The sequence below is a fragment of the Streptococcus mitis genome (assembly GCF_965111735.1).
Taxonomy (GTDB): Bacteria; Bacillota; Bacilli; order Lactobacillales; family Streptococcaceae; genus Streptococcus; species Streptococcus mitis_DR.
The window spans coordinates 995,484-1,012,996 of sequence record NZ_OZ217346.1 but is presented as its reverse complement, the minus strand read 5'-3'; the positions used below and the strand labels follow the sequence as shown (position 1 = coordinate 1,012,996).

Annotated in this window: 17 protein-coding genes and 1 pseudogene; 12 read left to right on the top strand and 6 right to left on the bottom strand. The window is 34.7% G+C overall.

Going from position 1 to position 17,513, the window contains the following annotated elements; genetic code table 11:
* Position 1: 1 nt before the first annotated feature.
* Positions 2-709, bottom strand: a complete 708-nt coding sequence (locus ACLV7W_RS04950) for a 2-C-methyl-D-erythritol 4-phosphate cytidylyltransferase (protein WP_000638493.1) — start codon at positions 707-709, stop codon at positions 2-4.
* A 445-nt stretch (positions 710-1,154) separates the two neighbouring features.
* Between ACLV7W_RS04950 and ACLV7W_RS04945 the strand changes: the two genes are divergently transcribed.
* Positions 1,155-2,411: an ISL3 family transposase gene (locus ACLV7W_RS04945; protein WP_411865473.1), complete on the top strand. Its 1,257-nt coding sequence runs from the start codon at positions 1,155-1,157 to the stop codon at positions 2,409-2,411.
* A gap of 56 nt (positions 2,412-2,467) precedes the next feature.
* On the opposite strand, the gene ACLV7W_RS04940 is transcribed toward ACLV7W_RS04945, so the two are convergent.
* From ACLV7W_RS04940 to efeO, 5 genes and pseudogenes are all read right to left on the bottom strand, one after another.
* Complete coding sequence (locus tag ACLV7W_RS04940) at positions 2,468-2,638, bottom strand: twin-arginine translocase TatA/TatE family subunit (RefSeq protein WP_153210143.1); 171 nt, start codon at positions 2,636-2,638, stop codon at positions 2,468-2,470.
* Complete coding sequence (gene tatC, locus ACLV7W_RS04935) at positions 2,622-3,353, bottom strand: twin-arginine translocase subunit TatC (protein ID WP_153210142.1); 732 nt, start codon at positions 3,351-3,353, stop codon at positions 2,622-2,624. The genes ACLV7W_RS04940 and tatC overlap by 17 nt, the downstream gene beginning before the upstream one ends.
* Complete coding sequence (locus tag ACLV7W_RS04930; protein WP_153210141.1) at positions 3,354-5,042, bottom strand: FTR1 family protein; 1,689 nt, start codon at positions 5,040-5,042, stop codon at positions 3,354-3,356.
* Positions 5,017-6,232: pseudogene (efeB, locus tag ACLV7W_RS04925) on the bottom strand (iron uptake transporter deferrochelatase/peroxidase subunit). The gene ACLV7W_RS04930 and the pseudogene efeB overlap by 26 nt, the downstream one beginning before the upstream one ends.
* Positions 6,233-6,237: 5 nt before the next feature.
* Positions 6,238-7,110, bottom strand: coding sequence for an iron uptake system protein EfeO (efeO, locus tag ACLV7W_RS04920; RefSeq protein WP_153210140.1), 873 nt, complete (start codon positions 7,108-7,110; stop codon positions 6,238-6,240).
* A 197-nt stretch (positions 7,111-7,307) separates the two neighbouring features.
* Between efeO and ACLV7W_RS04915 the strand changes: the two genes are divergently transcribed.
* From ACLV7W_RS04915 to ACLV7W_RS04865, 11 genes are all read left to right on the top strand, one after another.
* Complete coding sequence (locus tag ACLV7W_RS04915; protein WP_153210139.1) at positions 7,308-8,354, top strand: DUF6287 domain-containing protein; 1,047 nt, start codon at positions 7,308-7,310, stop codon at positions 8,352-8,354.
* 456 nt (positions 8,355-8,810) lie between these two features.
* Positions 8,811-9,398 (top strand): recombinase family protein, encoded by a 588-nt coding sequence (locus ACLV7W_RS04910; protein ID WP_247953148.1) that lies wholly within the window; start codon positions 8,811-8,813, stop codon positions 9,396-9,398.
* A 289-nt stretch (positions 9,399-9,687) separates the two neighbouring features.
* Positions 9,688-10,602, top strand: a complete 915-nt coding sequence (locus ACLV7W_RS04905) for a hypothetical protein (protein WP_084929593.1) — start codon at positions 9,688-9,690, stop codon at positions 10,600-10,602.
* 97 nt (positions 10,603-10,699) lie between these two features.
* Complete coding sequence (locus ACLV7W_RS04900; protein ID WP_084929594.1) at positions 10,700-11,341, top strand: hypothetical protein; 642 nt, start codon at positions 10,700-10,702, stop codon at positions 11,339-11,341.
* Between the two features lie 114 nt (positions 11,342-11,455).
* A complete protein-coding gene (locus ACLV7W_RS04895; protein WP_411865539.1) occupies positions 11,456-12,523 on the top strand; it encodes a hypothetical protein in 1,068 nt (355 codons plus the stop codon).
* Positions 12,524-12,745: 222 nt separating this feature from the next.
* On the top strand, positions 12,746-13,069 hold the full coding sequence (locus ACLV7W_RS04890; RefSeq protein WP_411865538.1) for a hypothetical protein: 324 nt from the start codon (positions 12,746-12,748) through the stop codon (positions 13,067-13,069).
* A 3-nt stretch (positions 13,070-13,072) separates the two neighbouring features.
* Positions 13,073-14,173 carry a cell division protein FtsK gene (locus ACLV7W_RS04885; protein WP_411865537.1) on the top strand — a complete coding sequence of 367 codons (1,101 nt, stop codon included), beginning with the start codon at positions 13,073-13,075 and terminating at the stop codon, positions 14,171-14,173.
* Positions 14,170-14,775 (top strand): hypothetical protein, encoded by a 606-nt coding sequence (locus ACLV7W_RS04880; protein WP_411865536.1) that lies wholly within the window; start codon positions 14,170-14,172, stop codon positions 14,773-14,775. Before ACLV7W_RS04885 ends, ACLV7W_RS04880 begins: the two co-directional genes overlap by 4 nt.
* Positions 14,776-14,915: 140 nt before the next feature.
* Positions 14,916-16,088, top strand: coding sequence for a Rep family protein (locus ACLV7W_RS04875; RefSeq protein WP_411865535.1), 1,173 nt, complete (start codon positions 14,916-14,918; stop codon positions 16,086-16,088).
* On the top strand, positions 16,089-16,337 hold the full coding sequence (locus ACLV7W_RS04870; protein WP_001156231.1) for a DUF3173 family protein: 249 nt from the start codon (positions 16,089-16,091) through the stop codon (positions 16,335-16,337).
* A 1-nt stretch (position 16,338) separates the two neighbouring features.
* Complete coding sequence (locus ACLV7W_RS04865) at positions 16,339-17,490, top strand: tyrosine-type recombinase/integrase (RefSeq protein ID WP_411865534.1); 1,152 nt, start codon at positions 16,339-16,341, stop codon at positions 17,488-17,490.
* Positions 17,491-17,513 lie beyond the last annotated feature (23 nt).

Sequence of the window (17,513 nt, the reverse complement as noted above, 5' to 3'; positions counted from 1 at the left end):
ACTAGTCTTTCTCAATCATACTTTTTGCAATCTTCAAATCTGTTACGGTTGTAATCTTCAGATTTGAGTATTCACCCTTGGCCAAGGCCACATCTTTTCCTTTAATCACAAAGATTTTACATGCATCTGTCAAGATTTCCTTCTCTTCAGCAGAGAGAGAACCGTAAAGGTCCATGAAGTCCTTGCAACGGAATGTTTGAGGTGTTTGTCCTTGATAAAGGTGAGCACGATTTGGAATATCTGTAATGAATTGACCATTGGTACTTTCAACGATAGTATCAACCGCTTCTACCACTGTGTCCACTGCGTCATGATTTTGCGCAAGTTTGATATTGTCTTGAATCATGCGAAGTGTAATAAATGGACGAACAGAATCGTGGGTAACAACGATATCCTCTGGAGTAAGCGGACGATAAGCATCAATGGCTTCAATGATTTTCTCAATACTCGTATTACGGTCAGCACCACCCTTTGTAATGATGATACGTTCCTTATGAAGAGGAAGATATTTATCTACAAGATCTTCTGCATGAGAAACCCAGTCCCCATGAACCCCAACTACAATTTTTTCAATACTTGGTTCCAAGACAAATTTTTCAATTGTATGAATCAAAATAGGTCGATCACCTAGCTCTAAAAATTGTTTTGGCAAGTTACTGATTCCCATGCGTGTGCCAGTTCCACCAGCAAGAATTCCTGCATAAATCATCTATTTTCTCCTTTGTCTTACAAAAAAACTTATTCTCTCTATTATACCACAATCTAGTCCTATCATGAAAGAAATACCGGCCCTCCCGTTCTAGAATAGAAGGATTAAGGAGTTCTATTATTCAAAAAAACTAGTCCATTTCTAGTAATGACTAGGAATTCGGTAGTCATTACCAATAAATGGCTGTGAAATTTTATATTTCTTTAGAATAATATAATTTCCTTAAAGAAAGCTTAAATTTAGATTTTCTTAATACAAGAAAAAGCTAGGAAATGATAAATTGTCCGATAGAGACACACTTCCTAACTTCTTATTTTTAGTGGCTCTATAATATTTGTAGTGGGTAAATCCCCTATGGATATTATGGAGCCTATTTTGTTGTAGAAAAAAAGTCCCATATGACCTATAATGAAAAGCAACAAAACAACTCATTAGAAAGAATCATATGGAACAATTACATTTTATCACAAAACTACTCGACATTAAAGACCCCAATATCCAATTTATGGACATCATCAATAAGGATACACTCAGGGAAATCATCGCCAAACTGGACTACGACGCCCCATCTTGCCCTGAGTGTGGAAGTCAAATGAAGAAATATGACTTTCAAAAACCGTCTAAGATCCCTTACCTCGAAACAACTGGTATGCCTACTAGAATTCTCCTTAAAAAACGCCGTTTTAACTGCTATAAGTGCTCGAAAATAGCGGTCTCCGAGACCTCCCTCGTCAAGAAGAATCATCAAATCCCTCGTATCATTAATCAAAAAATTGCTCAAAAGCTGATTGAAAAGACTTCTTTGACCGATATTGCTCATCAGCTGTCCATTTCAACTTCAACTGTTATTCGCAAGCTCAATGACTTTCACTTTAAGCATGATTTTTCTCGCCTTCCACAGATTATGTCCTGGGACGAGTATATCTTTACAAAGGGAAAGATGAGTTTCATTGCGCAAGATTTTGAAAAACTCAATATCACCACTGTTCTTGAAGGTAGAACACAAGCTATTATCCGAAATCACTTTCTTAAATATGATAGGGCAGTCCGATGTCGAGTGAAAATCATTACTATGGATATGTTTAGTCCCTACTATGACTTGGCTAGAAAACTTTTTCCGTGTGCTAAAATCGTTCTAGATCGTTTCCATATTGTACAACATCTAAGCTGTGCTATGAGTCGTGTGCGTGTCCAAATCATGAATCAGTTTGAACGAAAATCTCATGAATACAAGGCTATCAAACGCTACTGGAAACTCATCCAACAGGATAGTCGTAAACTTAGCGATAAACGTTTTTATCGTCCTACTTTTCGTATGCACTTGACCAATAAAGAGATTCTAGACAAGCTTTTGAACTATTCAGAAGACTTGAAACACCACTATCATCTCTACCAGCTCCTGCTTTTTCACTTTCAGGACAAGAAGCCTGACAAATTTTTCGGACTGATTGAGGACAATATAAAGCAGGTTCATCCTCTTTTTCAGACTGTCTTTAAAACCTTTCTAAAGGACAAAGAGAAAATTGTCAATGCCCTTCAACTACCCTATTCAAACGCCAAATTAGAAGCGACCAATAATCTCATCAAACTTATCAAGCGCAATGCCTTTGGTTTTCGGAACTTTGAAAACTTCAAAAAAAGGATTTTTATCGCTCTAAACATCAAAAAAGAAAGGACGAAATTTGTCCTTTCTCGAGCTTAGCTTTTCTTCAACCCACTACAGTTGACAAAGAGCCTTTTTAGTAAAACTCACAAGTCTTACTCTTCCTTATCTTGATTTTCAGTTCCTTTAACTGCTTTTTTAAATTCAGGCAGCATTTTACCGATTGACTCACCTAGTTCAGGCAATCGTTTTGGTCCAAAAATCAAGAGAGCTCCTAAAACGATGATAATCAATCCTGGTGCTCCGATATCACGTAAGATTCCCATTTTTCTCTCCTTTCTGCTTGCGTTTCATAATGTGTTTGCTGATAGCAATACTCAACTCATAAAGTAAAATCAAGGGGGCAGTCATTGCCAAATCACTGACAAAGTCAGCTGGTGTTAAGATGACTGCGAGTACCAATAAAATAAAATAAGCATATCGGCGATAAGCAATCAATAATTCTGGCCCAATGAGTCCAATCGACGTCAAAAAGGCAATGATAACTGGCAATTCAAAAATCAGAGCCAAGGGCAAGGTAGTTTGAAAAACAAAGGACAGATAATTTTGGGCGGTTAACTGCGTTTCAAATAGACCTTCTCCCAACCCTAATAAAACCTGAAGTAAGGCTGGTGTTACAAAGTAAAAACCAAAAGCTAATCCAACCAGAAAACAAAGGAAACTAGCTGGAATATAGGCAAAAATAGCTCTAGCTTCTTCCTTCTTCAAGCCGGGTTTGATGAAAGACCAAATATGATACACTGTGTAAGGCAGGGTGATGGTAAAGGCCATCAGACTAGCCAAACGTATGTAAATCCATAAAATATCATTAGGTCCTAAAACAATCAACTTTTGCTGAAAAGATTGGGTCACATACTGGTAAATCTGATCTGCAAAAAGCAGAGAGACACAGAATACCAAAAAGAAACAAATGACTACAGCCAATAATCTCTTTCTAAATTCTACCAGATGTTCCACGATTGTCAATTCTTTTCTATCCATTTATTTTTCACCCTGTCTGAAAGTGACAATCAAGACAATAACAACAAAGATTAGCTGACTGGCCAAGCTTTCCCAACTTGGATAAATTCCAAGCAGGTCAATTGTTGGAAAGCCTGTCACTAAGTGATTTGGTGCCATATTGGTCAACTGAAGAGCATGGATACTAACTCCCAGCATCTTAAAGGCTAGGGCATAAATCATCCAAGTCAGGATAAAGAAGACCTTATGTGGCAGGAAGAATTGACTAGCCTTGTTCATCACAACGGCAATAATTACCAGAACCAGCAAGGCAAGTGAAATGCCCAAGACAAATTCAAAGCTGGAAATCCTTGGTAAAATCCCAATATAAAAGAGAATGGTTTCTGCTCCCTCACGGAAAACAGCTAGAAAACTGAGAGCAAACATGGAAATAAAGGAGCCTGTCTTAGTCACTGTTTCCATTTGTGACTCCATAAAGGTATTCCATTTTTTGACTGAGGATTTGCTGTGAAGCCAGATTCCAATCAAAATCATCATAGCTACCGCAAAAATCCCCACTGCTCCTTCGATGATTTCACGATTAGAGCCTGATGTCACTGCTGGAAAGGCAATTTGCAGGATGAAAGCAATGACCAGACTGTCCATGATCCCTGTGATAGCACCACCATAAACCCACTTGAGCCCTTTTCGCATCTTGGCTGCTTTCAAGGTCGTTACCAAGGCCATAACGATTAAGAGAGCCTCTACTCCTTCTCTTAGGAGAATGAGCATAGCATCAAAGGCATTGTAACGTGCACTGGTATCAATTTGTGATAAATCTGCAATCAGTTTTTCTAATTTTTCTTGGTAGTCCTTCTCACTTCCCTTGACCATAATCACAGGGCTTTCGCTTTCCACTCGAGTATAGAGGGAAGGATTGGTCGTGCTCACAGAACCTTCAATCGTTGGCCAGATAGTAATAAATTCCTTCATGCTAGCTGATCCTGATGCTTGATCACCAGCTTGGAATTGTTCCAAAGCCTTCTTCAAAAGAGCAATAACATCTTTAAGACTTAAATCAGAAGATGCTTCTGCAACTTCTTTTCCAGTTACAAAATCATCAATAGCCTTTTTTAAGTCCTCAAAGGAAGTCTGAATCGAGTTAAAATCTGTAGGTTCGGTTTCTATGCTACTACGCAGGAAGGAAATAGCTGTTTCAACACGTCCATAATGGACCGTACTATTGTCACGAACCACACTTTCATTGATAGTCCAAGTGGAATTCATTTTCTTAAAAGCTTCTCGGACCTTTTCCAAATCTTTGGAGGCAATAGCCTGTTCCAAGGCTTCAAAACGAGGACTTAGACGGTTCACCAATTTTTCTTTCTCCGCATCTAAGTCAACAGGATTTTGTTCTTTTTCAAAGGCTAATAAGGCTGAAGAAAGTTCGGTGAGTTTGTCTTCAGTAATCTCGCCTGATTGAGCTAGCTTTTCCTTGACAACCTTACCAGCCTCTGAATTGCTATCTTCTACTCTTTCAAAGTCTGATGCCATCTCTGTAACAAGTTTCTGGGCCACAGCCTGATTTCCATTTTTGACAGCTTTAGAAGCATCTGTGATTTTTACAAAGTAAGAACTCAAGCTTTCTTGGGCACCTACTGGGGAAAGAATTAAAAGTGACAAAGCTAAAACCAAGAACCATCTTTTAGCCTTCCAATAATTTCTGACCAATGTAGCCTCCTTTCTCCACACCACCAAAGCAAGCAAATAGTCCACTACCGATGTGAGTGATGTATTCATTCATCTTATCTGTAGCACCTAGATTGGTTTGAACCTTAACAAAGTTATCAGGATCCTTCTGGAAAGAAATGAAGAGCAAGCCCGTATCAAACTGGCCAGTCTTTTCATCAATCCCATCTGAGTAAGAATAAGAACGACGCAAAAGTGGCTTGTCCACTTCCTTAGCCAAACGAACATGCGAATCATCAGGCAGAAGATTCAAATCCACTTCATCAAACTCATTTTTCTTACCAAAGGGGGCACCACTTTCCTTATAACGGCCAAAGGTATTTTCTTGTTCTTCAAGACTAGTGCGATCCCAGGTCTCTAAAAACATCTGAATCCGACGAACTGCCATATAAGAACCATTTTCCATCCAGTCCTTACTATCAGCCCAGATGACGCGGTCAAAATCTTTCTCCTTGGTTGGATTTGCTGTTCCATCCTTAAAACCAAAGAGATTACGCGGAGTCTCCATTCGATCTCCGATAGCTGCAAAACCAGACTGACTCCAACGAAGGGTCACTGCACTTCTCCCCTTACGGATGAGATTGCGAATAGCATGAAAGGCAACTTGCTCATCATCTGCACAAGCCTGAATCACAATATCTCCACCTGTATATTTTTCACGCAATTGCTCTTTAGGAAAAGGCGGTAAATCCCTGAACACTTGAGGACGCTTGTTTTCCAAGTTCATCTTTTTCAAGAAACTTGCAGACACACCAAAAGTCAGCGTCAAACGATGAGGGTTGAGCCCAACTGTCTCACCAGTATCGCTTGGAGGCAAGAGAGTATTCTGGCCATCTTTTTTGACCAGTTCCCCCTCAACCAACTTGGTACTATAATCTGTCCAATCCTTGAATAGCTGGATAATCTTATCTCTATCCGTCGTATGCAAATCCAAGACAACAAAATAGATATTCTTTTGCATGGGCGTACTAATTCCAGCTTGATGCTTGCCATAAAAAGCAATTTTTTTCATTTCCGTACGAGATTTTTTCCTGACTTCCTAGCTTAGGTGCGAAAAAAGCAGAAGCACCAGAGAGGCCTAGCGCTAAACCAGCCCCTCCAATACCTGCTTTTTTTAGAAATTCTCGACGGTCCATTTTCTTCTCAAAAAACTTTTCGTCTTTTTCAGTCATGACTCTTATTCTCCACTAAGAAATTTACCCATTTGTGATAGAGGTTCACCAAGTTTTGTCACGGCCTCTGACAATTCTTTGGTGTCTTCTTTTGTCAAATCAGTATAGAGTTTGTAGTGTTCCTTGTCGGTCATGTGTTTGTCCAACAAATCATTGACAGACTTGAAGTCTGCTTCCAATTCTTTAACTAGGTTAGCGTCTGATTTTTCAAGTAAAGGTTTAAAGAGTTGGAAAATCTTCTCAGCTCCCTCAATATTGGCACGGAAATCATACAAGTCTGTGTGAGAATAAATTTCCTCTTCACCTGTAATCTTACTTGTTGCCACTTCATTAAGCAAGTCGACTGCCCCAGTCAACATAACCTTATAGTCCACATCCACAGTTGCAATCTTGGCTTTCAATTCTTTGATATCATTTACCAACTGATCGCCGTAGCTTTCAGTTCCTTTAGTTGTATTGTCTTCCCAAAGGATACGCTCGATACGGTGGAAACCTGACCAACCTTCTTCTGTCTTGTTTTCGTCCATGTAGTCTGCCAAACGGAAGTCAATCTTGACATCTGACTCACCAAAACTCTCGGCAATCGGTTCTGAACGCTCATAGGACATACGAATCAATGGATAAACCTTCTTAGCTTCTTCTAATTTGCCTTCTTTCAACAGTTTGACAAAACCTTCTGTATCTATCAACAGTTTATCGATTTGCTCTTGCACAAAAGTCTTATAGTCAGCAGTGGCCTTATCAAGCATTTTCTGCTTGTCTTCAGACAAGACTGTCACCTTTGATGAATCACTCGTATTGCTTGGCTTAGCTTGGTTAGTAGCACAAGCTGTCAATAGCAAGGCTGAAGATAAAAGGACAAAACCTAGTTTTTTCATTGTATACTCCTATCGGTTCAGGAAACCTGAATTAATTTTACGTTTCATTATAGCATGTTTTCACTCATTTTTCATTAAATTTTCAGAAAATTTAATGTTTAAACTATTAAAGTTCACTTACAAGATATAGACATTTATGTATAATGTTGATAAAATGTAAGTTAATAAATATCTTATGAAGGAGAAACTTGATTCTTATGAAAAAATTCATATCTCTAACTACTCTCTGCCTTGCAAGTTTGCTTTTAACGGCCTGCAAACCTCAGACTGAAAACACTTCCTCATCAAGTTCTGAAGCGACTGCTTCCAGTACTAGTTCAACTTCTTCTACATCTGAAGTGAAGAAAACAGATTACACCCTATACAATACTGTCCTTAAAGAATATGCCAAAGTATTAGATGGTTCCTCAGCTTCACCTAAAGAGCTCAATTCAAAAGCAAACTTAAAAAATGGTTATCCTAACGAATATTCTGGATTACAGTATAGCTTGTATGATTTAGACCAAGACGGTACGGACGAACTTTTGATTGCTCTAAAAACGTATTCTAACTATTACGATTTATTAGATATTCGAACTCTTAAAAATGGGGAAGTTATTCGACTGACCAATGCAGAAAACAATCTGGACTTTATTGGAGAGCGAGTACATTTTAATCCTTTAGAAAATGGCTATTTCCAATTATCTACCCGTGTATCTACTAATCAAATCCAAGTTAAACTATACAAGTTAAATCAGGATGGAACACGGTTAGAGTTAATTAGCGAATCAGATACAGAAGAGGGACTGGGGACAAAACCACCTTCCCTTGATATAAGATCTTTCTCTTGGAAGTCTGTCACAAGTCTCATAAATGGAGAAACTAGCCTTCCGTCAGAAAGCAAAGGGATGGATATTTCTGCAATTCAAAATGGGGATTTTTCTAGTGTCTCAGGAACTTGGAGGAATCGTTCAGGTATTGAATTTACTTTCGACAAAAATGGTTTAGTAAGTGATAAGTCCAAAATTTCAATTGAACATGCTAAAGAAATTGACCACTATCTTAAGGCAAATTCTGTTTCTAAAGATGGAGGTGCTGGTGCAGCTATTGCCTTTTTACCAGCAGGAATCCCTATAACTATGTCTGTCACCTCTTCTACAGATAATGGCTATACCGACTCATCTGATATCACACAAGACCGCTTATGGTCTGGACAACAACTTATCAATGGCGACACTGATGGATTTTTCTACAAGGTAGAATAGTGTTAGTACACCCTTAAACTAGCTCATAAAACATCTGGTAACATTTCATCAACACATATAGGATAAATATTCTTATGCTCTTAGAATATCTATCCTATCTTTTTATTCCGTCTACATCCCTATCGATACTTGATGAATTCACTCTGAAAAAGATTAGACTTTTAAGTCTAAAATTGATAAAATAAAAAGGAAAATAATTGGAAAAGGAAACTATATATCACCATGATGAACATGCAAAAATTGAACATACTGTTTTTAATTTTTGTAAACATCAAAAAGGTTGGTTTAAAAGGATTTTAAGCCCTTAAGATTTTTTATCCAACACTACTATTCACGCATCCAAGACAAAATCTTGGCAAAAAATACAGTAGCAAAGAGTACACCAAACTACCACTCATTATGGGCGGTAGTTTTCTTTTCGTCTAAAATAGAGATAAAAAGATAGGTGGTAGCCTTATGCGTTACGGTTATGTTCGAGTATCTACAAGAGAACAAAATATTGATAGGCAATTTTCAGCCTTAGTAGAAAACAAATTACCAAAAGAAAATATTTTTATTGATTATGTTTCAGGAAAGGATTTTGACAGAATCGAATATCAAAAATTATTAACTACCTTGAAGGAGAATGATGAATTAGTTATTAAATCAATTGATAGATTGGGAAGAAACTATGATGAAATTTTAGAACAATGGCAATCAATTACTAAGAAAAAGAAAGTAAATATAACTGTTTTAGATTTCCCCTTATTAAACACAAAGAACAGCGATGACAATATCACAGGAAAACTAATATCTGACATCGTTTTGCAAGTTCTATCTTATGTGGCACAGTTTGAAAGAGAACAAATCAAACAAAGACAAATGGAAGGAATACGAGAAGCAAAGAAAAAAGGGAAAAAATTCGGTAGACCAAAATTGCTTGCCCCGGATAATCTCCCTGATGTAATAGCTCAATATACGAAAAAAGAAATAACCTTACGAGAAGGTGCAGACATCTTAGGAGTATCAAAAAGCACCTTTCATAATTGGATAAAAAATTCATAGTTCCTGTCAAAAAACCTAGGATTTTTTGGACAGGAAATACACTTTATTTTAGAACCATTTTCGTTAGAAAAAAGGTTCTAAAATCCAGCATTTTGACCGATTATTATTACACTACCATTCTATCAAGTTTGTCCAAAAAAGTCTAGGTTTTAGGACAGAGACCATTTATTTAATAATTTTTGTTTTAGGAGTTCTTTGATAATGAAAAAATAATTTTATTAACTACTTATCTTCATGCACAATAATTTAATTTTTACAAATACAAATAGTAACTAACGGAGAATTTTATATGAATCGCAAAATAGTTTTAATTTCACTACTTCTTTCAGGATGCATTCTGACTGCATGTACTCATACTAAGTCTCAAAGTAATCAAGAAGAAAAACAAATAGAACAAGTATCTTCAAAAAGCAAAAGTACTGAATTTGCTGAATACTTATCAAAAAATGAAACCATTATCTATGATTTAGAAAATTCTAAATCAACCTCAAAAGAAACTAGAATCCAATTTTTATTAGTTGCAAAAAATGACACAATTACAGCATATGATTTACGTGGAAGTAAAAATAGTAAATATTTAACATTAGGCGACGTTAGTAAATTATCTGACAAGGAAGTTATTGAGAAAGCGAAAGAACTTCATAAGCAAAATATAAAAACTTATTATGACAACCTCGTCAATTATTATAAGGAAGATTTAGAACTTACACAAAAGGAACTAGATGAATATAAAGCAAAACTAGACAAATATCCTGAAGGGGCAGTTGGAATAGCAAATGGTTCAGCTGAGGAACATGAGCAACGAATTGAACGACATAAAAAAACTATACAGGCATTAGAAAATTCCAATGAACTTACAGAATTCTCCAAACCTAGTACTGGTTCATATTCTATAAACTTAAAAACAGATGGCAGCGGAAATCAGACTGCTTATGAATCTTTGAAATATACTGGAACAATATTTGATAAGAAAAATAAGAAAATTGATTTTTCAAATCCACTAAAAAATTACTTCCCTACAACTGAAGACAATGGTTTTGGTGTTTCTCTATTTTATGCTACGGATATCTACGATTCGACTTTCAATATTGGAGTAAACAAAGACCATGAAAATACAATTGCAATTCGAACCAATAAAAATACACTATACACGCTTGATAATCCTAAAACAAACTTAAAGAATATTACCGTTGATAAAAAATAATAAATTAGATATACTGCTCGTCTTTAAAAAATGCCCTAAACAAATAAAAAGACAAGTAATAATATTTTAAAACAAGCATTAGGAGGGTGAATTTAGTATGGGGATAATTAAAAAATATAGTCCTGAAATTTCATTATTTTTATCAGTTTGTATTGCATTATTCATACCTTTTATATCTTCTAAAACATCTTTACCTCTTGGTATCATTAACAATGATATTCCTTCGAACATGGTGCAACAAATCATAGTTATGATTAAAGCAGAATACGTTTTTGCATATTTTGCATTTATCATCTCTATATTAGTTTTAAGATTCTTTCCACTAAAATTAGATATTAGACCATTTATTTTAGCCGGATTAATCTTTGTAGTCAGACAATTTTTGACAGGAATGCAAAATGAAACAAGTATTGGATTACATATAGAAAGTAAGGCTGGTCCAGCTTATTACTTATTAGTTTTAGGAATTTTGAGCTATGTGATAACTAGCATTAAAAATTCCAAAAATAAACTCTTTTATATATTACCCATTGTTCTACTCATTGAACCGACTTTTGATTTAATTACTTCATCAATTAGCCTAGGAATTTACTCATTAGCTGAATTATTAAAACTAATAATCCCCCCTCTTATTATTATTATTTATATTATATCTGCGGGGTCGAGAGCTGAGGAAATAGAGGCAGATTTAATAACCAAAGAACATGGAAAAGAGAAGCACTATAAAAGAATAAAATAAACATATGTGAATGTATAAACAACGCTCTATATCAGATTTTCAATTTCTCAACCACAATTATATTGTTATATTTTTTCCCAACTATTATAACTCTTGAAAAATATGGAGAAAAATATGAATTTTACAAATTATTTATATCGTATGATAGGCTTACGTCTAAAAAACAAAATCAAAGTTTCATATACCACACAAGCTCAATTCACACGGAAAGTCAAAGACAAATATCAAACTGAAGGTTCAGATCTTCCAATAAACGAACCAACATTATCAAACATTTTAAAAGGTAAACCTGTAAACAGTAAATTTCTTATGTCTCAAGAAAAAATTGATATTTTTGCAAAAATGTTCAATGTAACACATGAGGAAGTTATATTTGAATCAGAAAATGAAATTTTAAATTTTTTAAAATTTTCCCTTTTATTGATTTTATTCAATAACTCTGATTCCAATCCCTTTATATATACTTCTACTGATGATATTTTCTTTGGAAATGCGACCTATAAAAATATTTTTAAAGATTCGTTCATAAAGGAAGAAATTCTTATAAATGTTTCAAACAAGCTACTTATCAATATCATTTCATCATCAAAAACAGATACAGATTTGGATACTTATATAGGTGCTTTTAACTATCATTGTGATGATTATATGGAATTCTTTATTGATTTCAAAAGGCTAATCTTCAATCATACACTACATACAAATTTTTTATTTGAATATATTTTGAATAGTGAAGAGAATTATCAAGTATTTATTAGTTCCTTCAATAATTTTATAGATATAAATTCAGATAAACTTCTTGAATTCTATAAAGAAAAAATCAAAAAAGAGATTCTTAAAGAGTCAAAAGGTAACAATGATAGTATATTCGCTAGACTAAATAATAATTTTTTTATTGAAGTATTTTCATCTGAACAATTTTTAAATTTATTAGATAGAAGCTTAAATATTGATAATTTCATATTATTTATAAGTAAAGCTAAACAAACCGTAAATGAATTTGATACATCTTCATCTATCTGTATGTACTATGATAAGGACAAATTAGACAAAGATGTAGAATACCTAAAGAAATTTTATAATGATAACCAAAATAAAAAAATTAAAAGTCTAACCGAATTAAATCTAAATATACTAGATTTCATAGATTTAACAAATTTTTTGGAAAATCAGCTTATTTAGAAAGATAATCACACACATTAACATATAAGTATCAATTCGTGGCAGTCGCATAAGCGACTGCTTTTATGTTCCTCTCATTATAGTTTTGAAACGATAATTATAGTTTCAAGACTAGTAATGAATTCTATCCTATTGTGATTTAAAATAAGACTATAAGCGCTTATTAAAAAATAAAGAAAGGAATCAGCAAATCCTAGGTATGCTGATTATAAAAAAATAATTATGTTTAAAATGAAAGCTAAAACTGGCTATTCTAACCAACTATTTCAAGAAATTTTCGATAACGAAAAAACTGCAATTGTATTATCCCCTGAAGCGAATATTCGCATGAAATACGTTGATAATAGCCCAACAAACGAAATTGACTCATATCGTTATTGGTTCGTTATTAAAGGACAACAGCCTTTTGAGGTTAAATTCTCATCCCAACAAACTATCGAACAATTTGACGAGATTGAATTTCAAGGTGCAGAGGCCTGCAATGTCAGAGGTAACATCTATTTCCGAGCGAACTCTGTAACCGTATTAAACAAAGGAGGTAAGTAATCAATGGTATTTCCATTTATGCAATCAGAAAATAAACGGGAGTTTGTAGTAAACGCCGACTATCTTGTCCAGTCTGTGGAGCTAGGGTTGAGGAACAGCTCTATCTCTTCAACTACAAATTCCTTCCAATTCATATATGGTGACAATTATCTAGACTTTGTCCCAAGGTTTCCTTGTGCGTACATTTTGGATAACAATCTATACCAACAGATTTTTCAAATTTTATCTACAAGTGCCTACCCTATGTTGACATTTCTTAAACAGCCATCGGCCTATATTGTCAAACGTGATGGTGATGGTGTAAGCATTAACACTAGTCGTGCTTTTAGGTTTCCATTCTTTAGGGGAATACCTGAAAGATTGACGTATCAAAAGCTATCTGATGTCAGCGTTCAAAACGAAAGTTTTGAACTCATGAAAAATTATCGAATTGATTTCAATCGCATCGTTCATTGCTTGATTGCTGGTTCTTCTGGTTCTGGAAAGAGCTACGCTTTGACCTATCTAATCTCTGTTATTAATCAATTTGCTCATGTAACAGTCGTGGACCCCAAGTGCGATTCTATCTCTCGCTACTGCTTAAAACAGAACATACCTGTTCTTTATCAAGAGAAAGACTTCTCATCTGATGAATTTGTTTCCAAGGTAAACAGCTTGCTAAAAGTGGAACTAGATACTATCTATCAAAGACAATCGGAGCTTCTTGAAAATCCTTCTAAAAAATTTCAACATCGTTGTCTGGTGATTGATGAATTGCTTGCTTTAACCTCTTTGACTTCTAAAAATGTTAAAGATACCTTTTTTGCACTATTATCCAATATTGCACTACTTGGACGAGCAACATCTGTTCACCTAATCCTAGTGAGCCAGCGGATGGACACAAACGCTTTACCGATTGCCGTTAGAGAGCAGTGTAATTTCTTGATACAGCTTGGTTTAATCAACAGAAAAACGACAACGTTTTTATTCCCAGACTTAGATTCAGAGACAGGAATTGTCATTCCTAACGGAAAAGGAACTGGTATTGTTCAAGTCATTGATGGTATAACACCACCTAATGTCATGCCGTTGCTCATACCAACTTTTAAAGGAGAAAATTTATGAAAAATTTTTATAAAAAAATAATAAGACAAACCACTGTAATTACCGATAAACTCTACTACTTACTGCCTTTAGAATTATTTTTAGGCTTTCTATGGGGGTTATTTCTAGCAGGTATATGGTTTATTAACCAAGTTAGTACTATTATCTCTTGGAACGCTTGGGGACAAATTCGGAATAATTTTCAAATAGGGCAATCTTTGCTATTTCAAACAATCACTATCGTCACGATTATCTATCTTTTAGCTCATACCATTCTTTGCATCGTGTGGATAAAAGAAGATAAGTTTTTCAACTTTTTCCGAACAGTAAATCGATTAAGGATAGTACGAAAACAAATGCTAAAGAGAGGCAGTGAAATCGATAGTGAGGTTGTAAAAGAGTACAAAACTATTGTTCAATCTATCAGATGTACTATAACTCATGAATATATTCTAGTTATTATACCATGGGCAGAAAACTCAGATATTGATACAATTTTACAAAAAAAATTACCTTTTTTGTACGACTATCTTACAAGAGTCTATCGTGAAATATATACATTCTCTCCCAAAGATAGTACTTCACTTAATCATATAATACAAGGGACGAGAAAGCATAATTGATTTGTATACCAGCGGAGCTTGCCGTAAGGCAAGAGCTCCGAGCTGGTTTTATGTTCCAATTTGGTCAGGACAGAACTATACTACTTCTGGGCTTGTTATTGAAGTAGTATAATGTTGTTCCAAAAATAAAGGAGTTTTAAATGGTAAAAGCACGCAATGTTATGTTTGTTCAACAAATAGACTATTTCAAAACATCAAATATTCAATCTATAATTAAAGAACTAACAGATGTTCTAAAACCAATTCGCTTCGCAGGAATTTTACATGATAAAGACATAGGAAGTGACGGAACTGCTGTAGCTCCTCATATCCATCTTATCCTTCAATTTGAAAGCGCTAGAAGTCTAAATAATCTAGCTAAACTAACTAGTCAACCAATACAATGTTTTGAACAGTGGCGTGGTTCTATAAATAATGCTTACTCTTATTTAGTTCATCATACTTCGTCAGACCAAGATAAGTATCAATATTCTCCCAAAGAAGTTATTGCGAATTTTGACTATTTACTCCTATTAGACACTATCGAAAGAAATGTAACCAAACGATATGAAATAAATGACACTATGATTATAGATAATCTACTGGATCTACTTTATACTGGTAATATTACAAAATCAGAAATTGAACAACGACTTACTGGTTCACAATATGCCAAAGCAAGGCAAAAAATAGAAACCGTCTATTTAAAACGACTAGAAACACAAGCCGAACTATGGCGACAAGAAATGATTGACAAGAATGAAATTGTTACGATTATTTGGCTTTTTGGAAAAGCGGGAACAGGGAAGACTCGTCTAGCACGTCAATACGCAGAACAGTATGACCTTAACTATTTTATTACGGGCTCAATCCGTGACCCTTTTCAACAATACAATTTAGAACACGTGATTATCTTAGACGAATTACGCCCCCATCAATTTGACTACTCAGACTTACTCAAAATGTTTGACCCTTACAATGTTAAAGCGATGGCAAGTAGTCGTTATTTTGACAAACCTCTTTTAGCTAACGTATACATCATTACAAGCCCATACTCCCCATATAATTTTTTCTTAGAATTAACAAAGAAGAAACAAACAAGCCACATTGATTCTTGGGGACAATTAATGAGAAGACTAACACTAGTCATAGAAATCTCAAAAGAATATCTACAGTTCTATAAGTATTCTCCATTAGACCAGATGTTTTATATAGACCATGGCAATAAATTACCAAACCCCTTTAAAAATCAGACTGATAGAGAAGAAACTATTCAAGACAAATCGTACCAGTTATTTTTAGAATTGAATAAGAAAAAGGAAAGGAATGAATAAATGCAAGAAATTCAAACAGTTACCTACATAGATATCGCAAATCAAGGATATCCAGAAGGCACAGCTAGACGTGTTATACGAGAGGGTAAAAAATTACTTGTCGAAAGAGGTTTTCAACTTTATAAAAACAAAAGGATTGGAAGAATACCAAAAACTATTGCCGAAGAAATTCTTGGATTCAAAATCATCTCAAAAAATGATATAATAGATACTGTACTCTTCGCTACTGACATAGAAAGAGGAAAATAATATGTCAGTTATTAAAGGATACAAGGGAAAATGGAAAGTAGATATTACCGATGGCATAGACCCATTGACTGGTGAAATCAAACGGCATAGAAAGTCAGGATTTACCACTCGTAAAGAAGCTGTTCAATATGAAGCAGATTATCGATTAAACAAACTTCACCAAGTTCATATTAAAGATAAAATATCTGTTTCTCACCTTTACTCTTTAGTTCAACAAGAAGATGAACTCCGTGGGAATAAACGTGGTACCATTGATACACAGATATCCTATTATAACCAATATGTCTCTAAGTTTTTTGAGCATGCAGATATGTCTGCCATTACTATCCATGAAGTAAAAAAATTTAGAGATTGGTTGGTCAAACAACCAAGTGTCAAAGGAGGAACACTATCAAGCACGACCGTTAATCAGCTAATGATTTTTCTACATAAAATGTTTGATGTTGCTGTCGCTAATCGTCTTAGACAAGATAATCCATGCAATGGACTAAGAAAACTGCCTGATAAACACAAGGAGATGTCTTATTTCACTCCTGAAGAATTCAAGCTATTTGATTCTCTGTTCACAGAAGATGAATATATGTTTCAGCTATTTTATCGAGTGCTGATGTTTACAGGCGTTCGTGTTGGCGAAGCATTGGCCTTAACTTGGAAACAGATTAATTTATCAGAGGGTTATATCGATATTAAGTATTCTGCTTACTTTCGTAATAACAAGGTCCATATCGGAACGGTAAAAACTACTCAATCCAATCGTCGAATTTATATTCATAAAGCATTCGTTCAAGAACTAACGGAATGGAAAGAAAAACAAGCTCAACTATTAGTAGAGTTTACGGACAATACAGAAGACTTACAAATCTTTCAAGACAGTCCTTTACAACTAACTGCTCCAATGGTTTCTAATCAAAAGATTAAATTGAAAAAAAGAATGCCTGCATCATTAAAAATGATTCGTAATCACGATTTCCGACACTCACATGCAGCATTTCTAATTTCAAAAGGACTCAGAAATGGTGAAGGAAAAGATTATATATTTTTTACACTTATGAAACGACTTGGACACAGTAGTATTAATACAACAATCAACATCTACTCTCACCTATTCCCAACTCAACAAAAAGAAGTCGCCAATGCTTTTGACAACTTTTAGGGCAAAAAATGGCAAAAAAATTT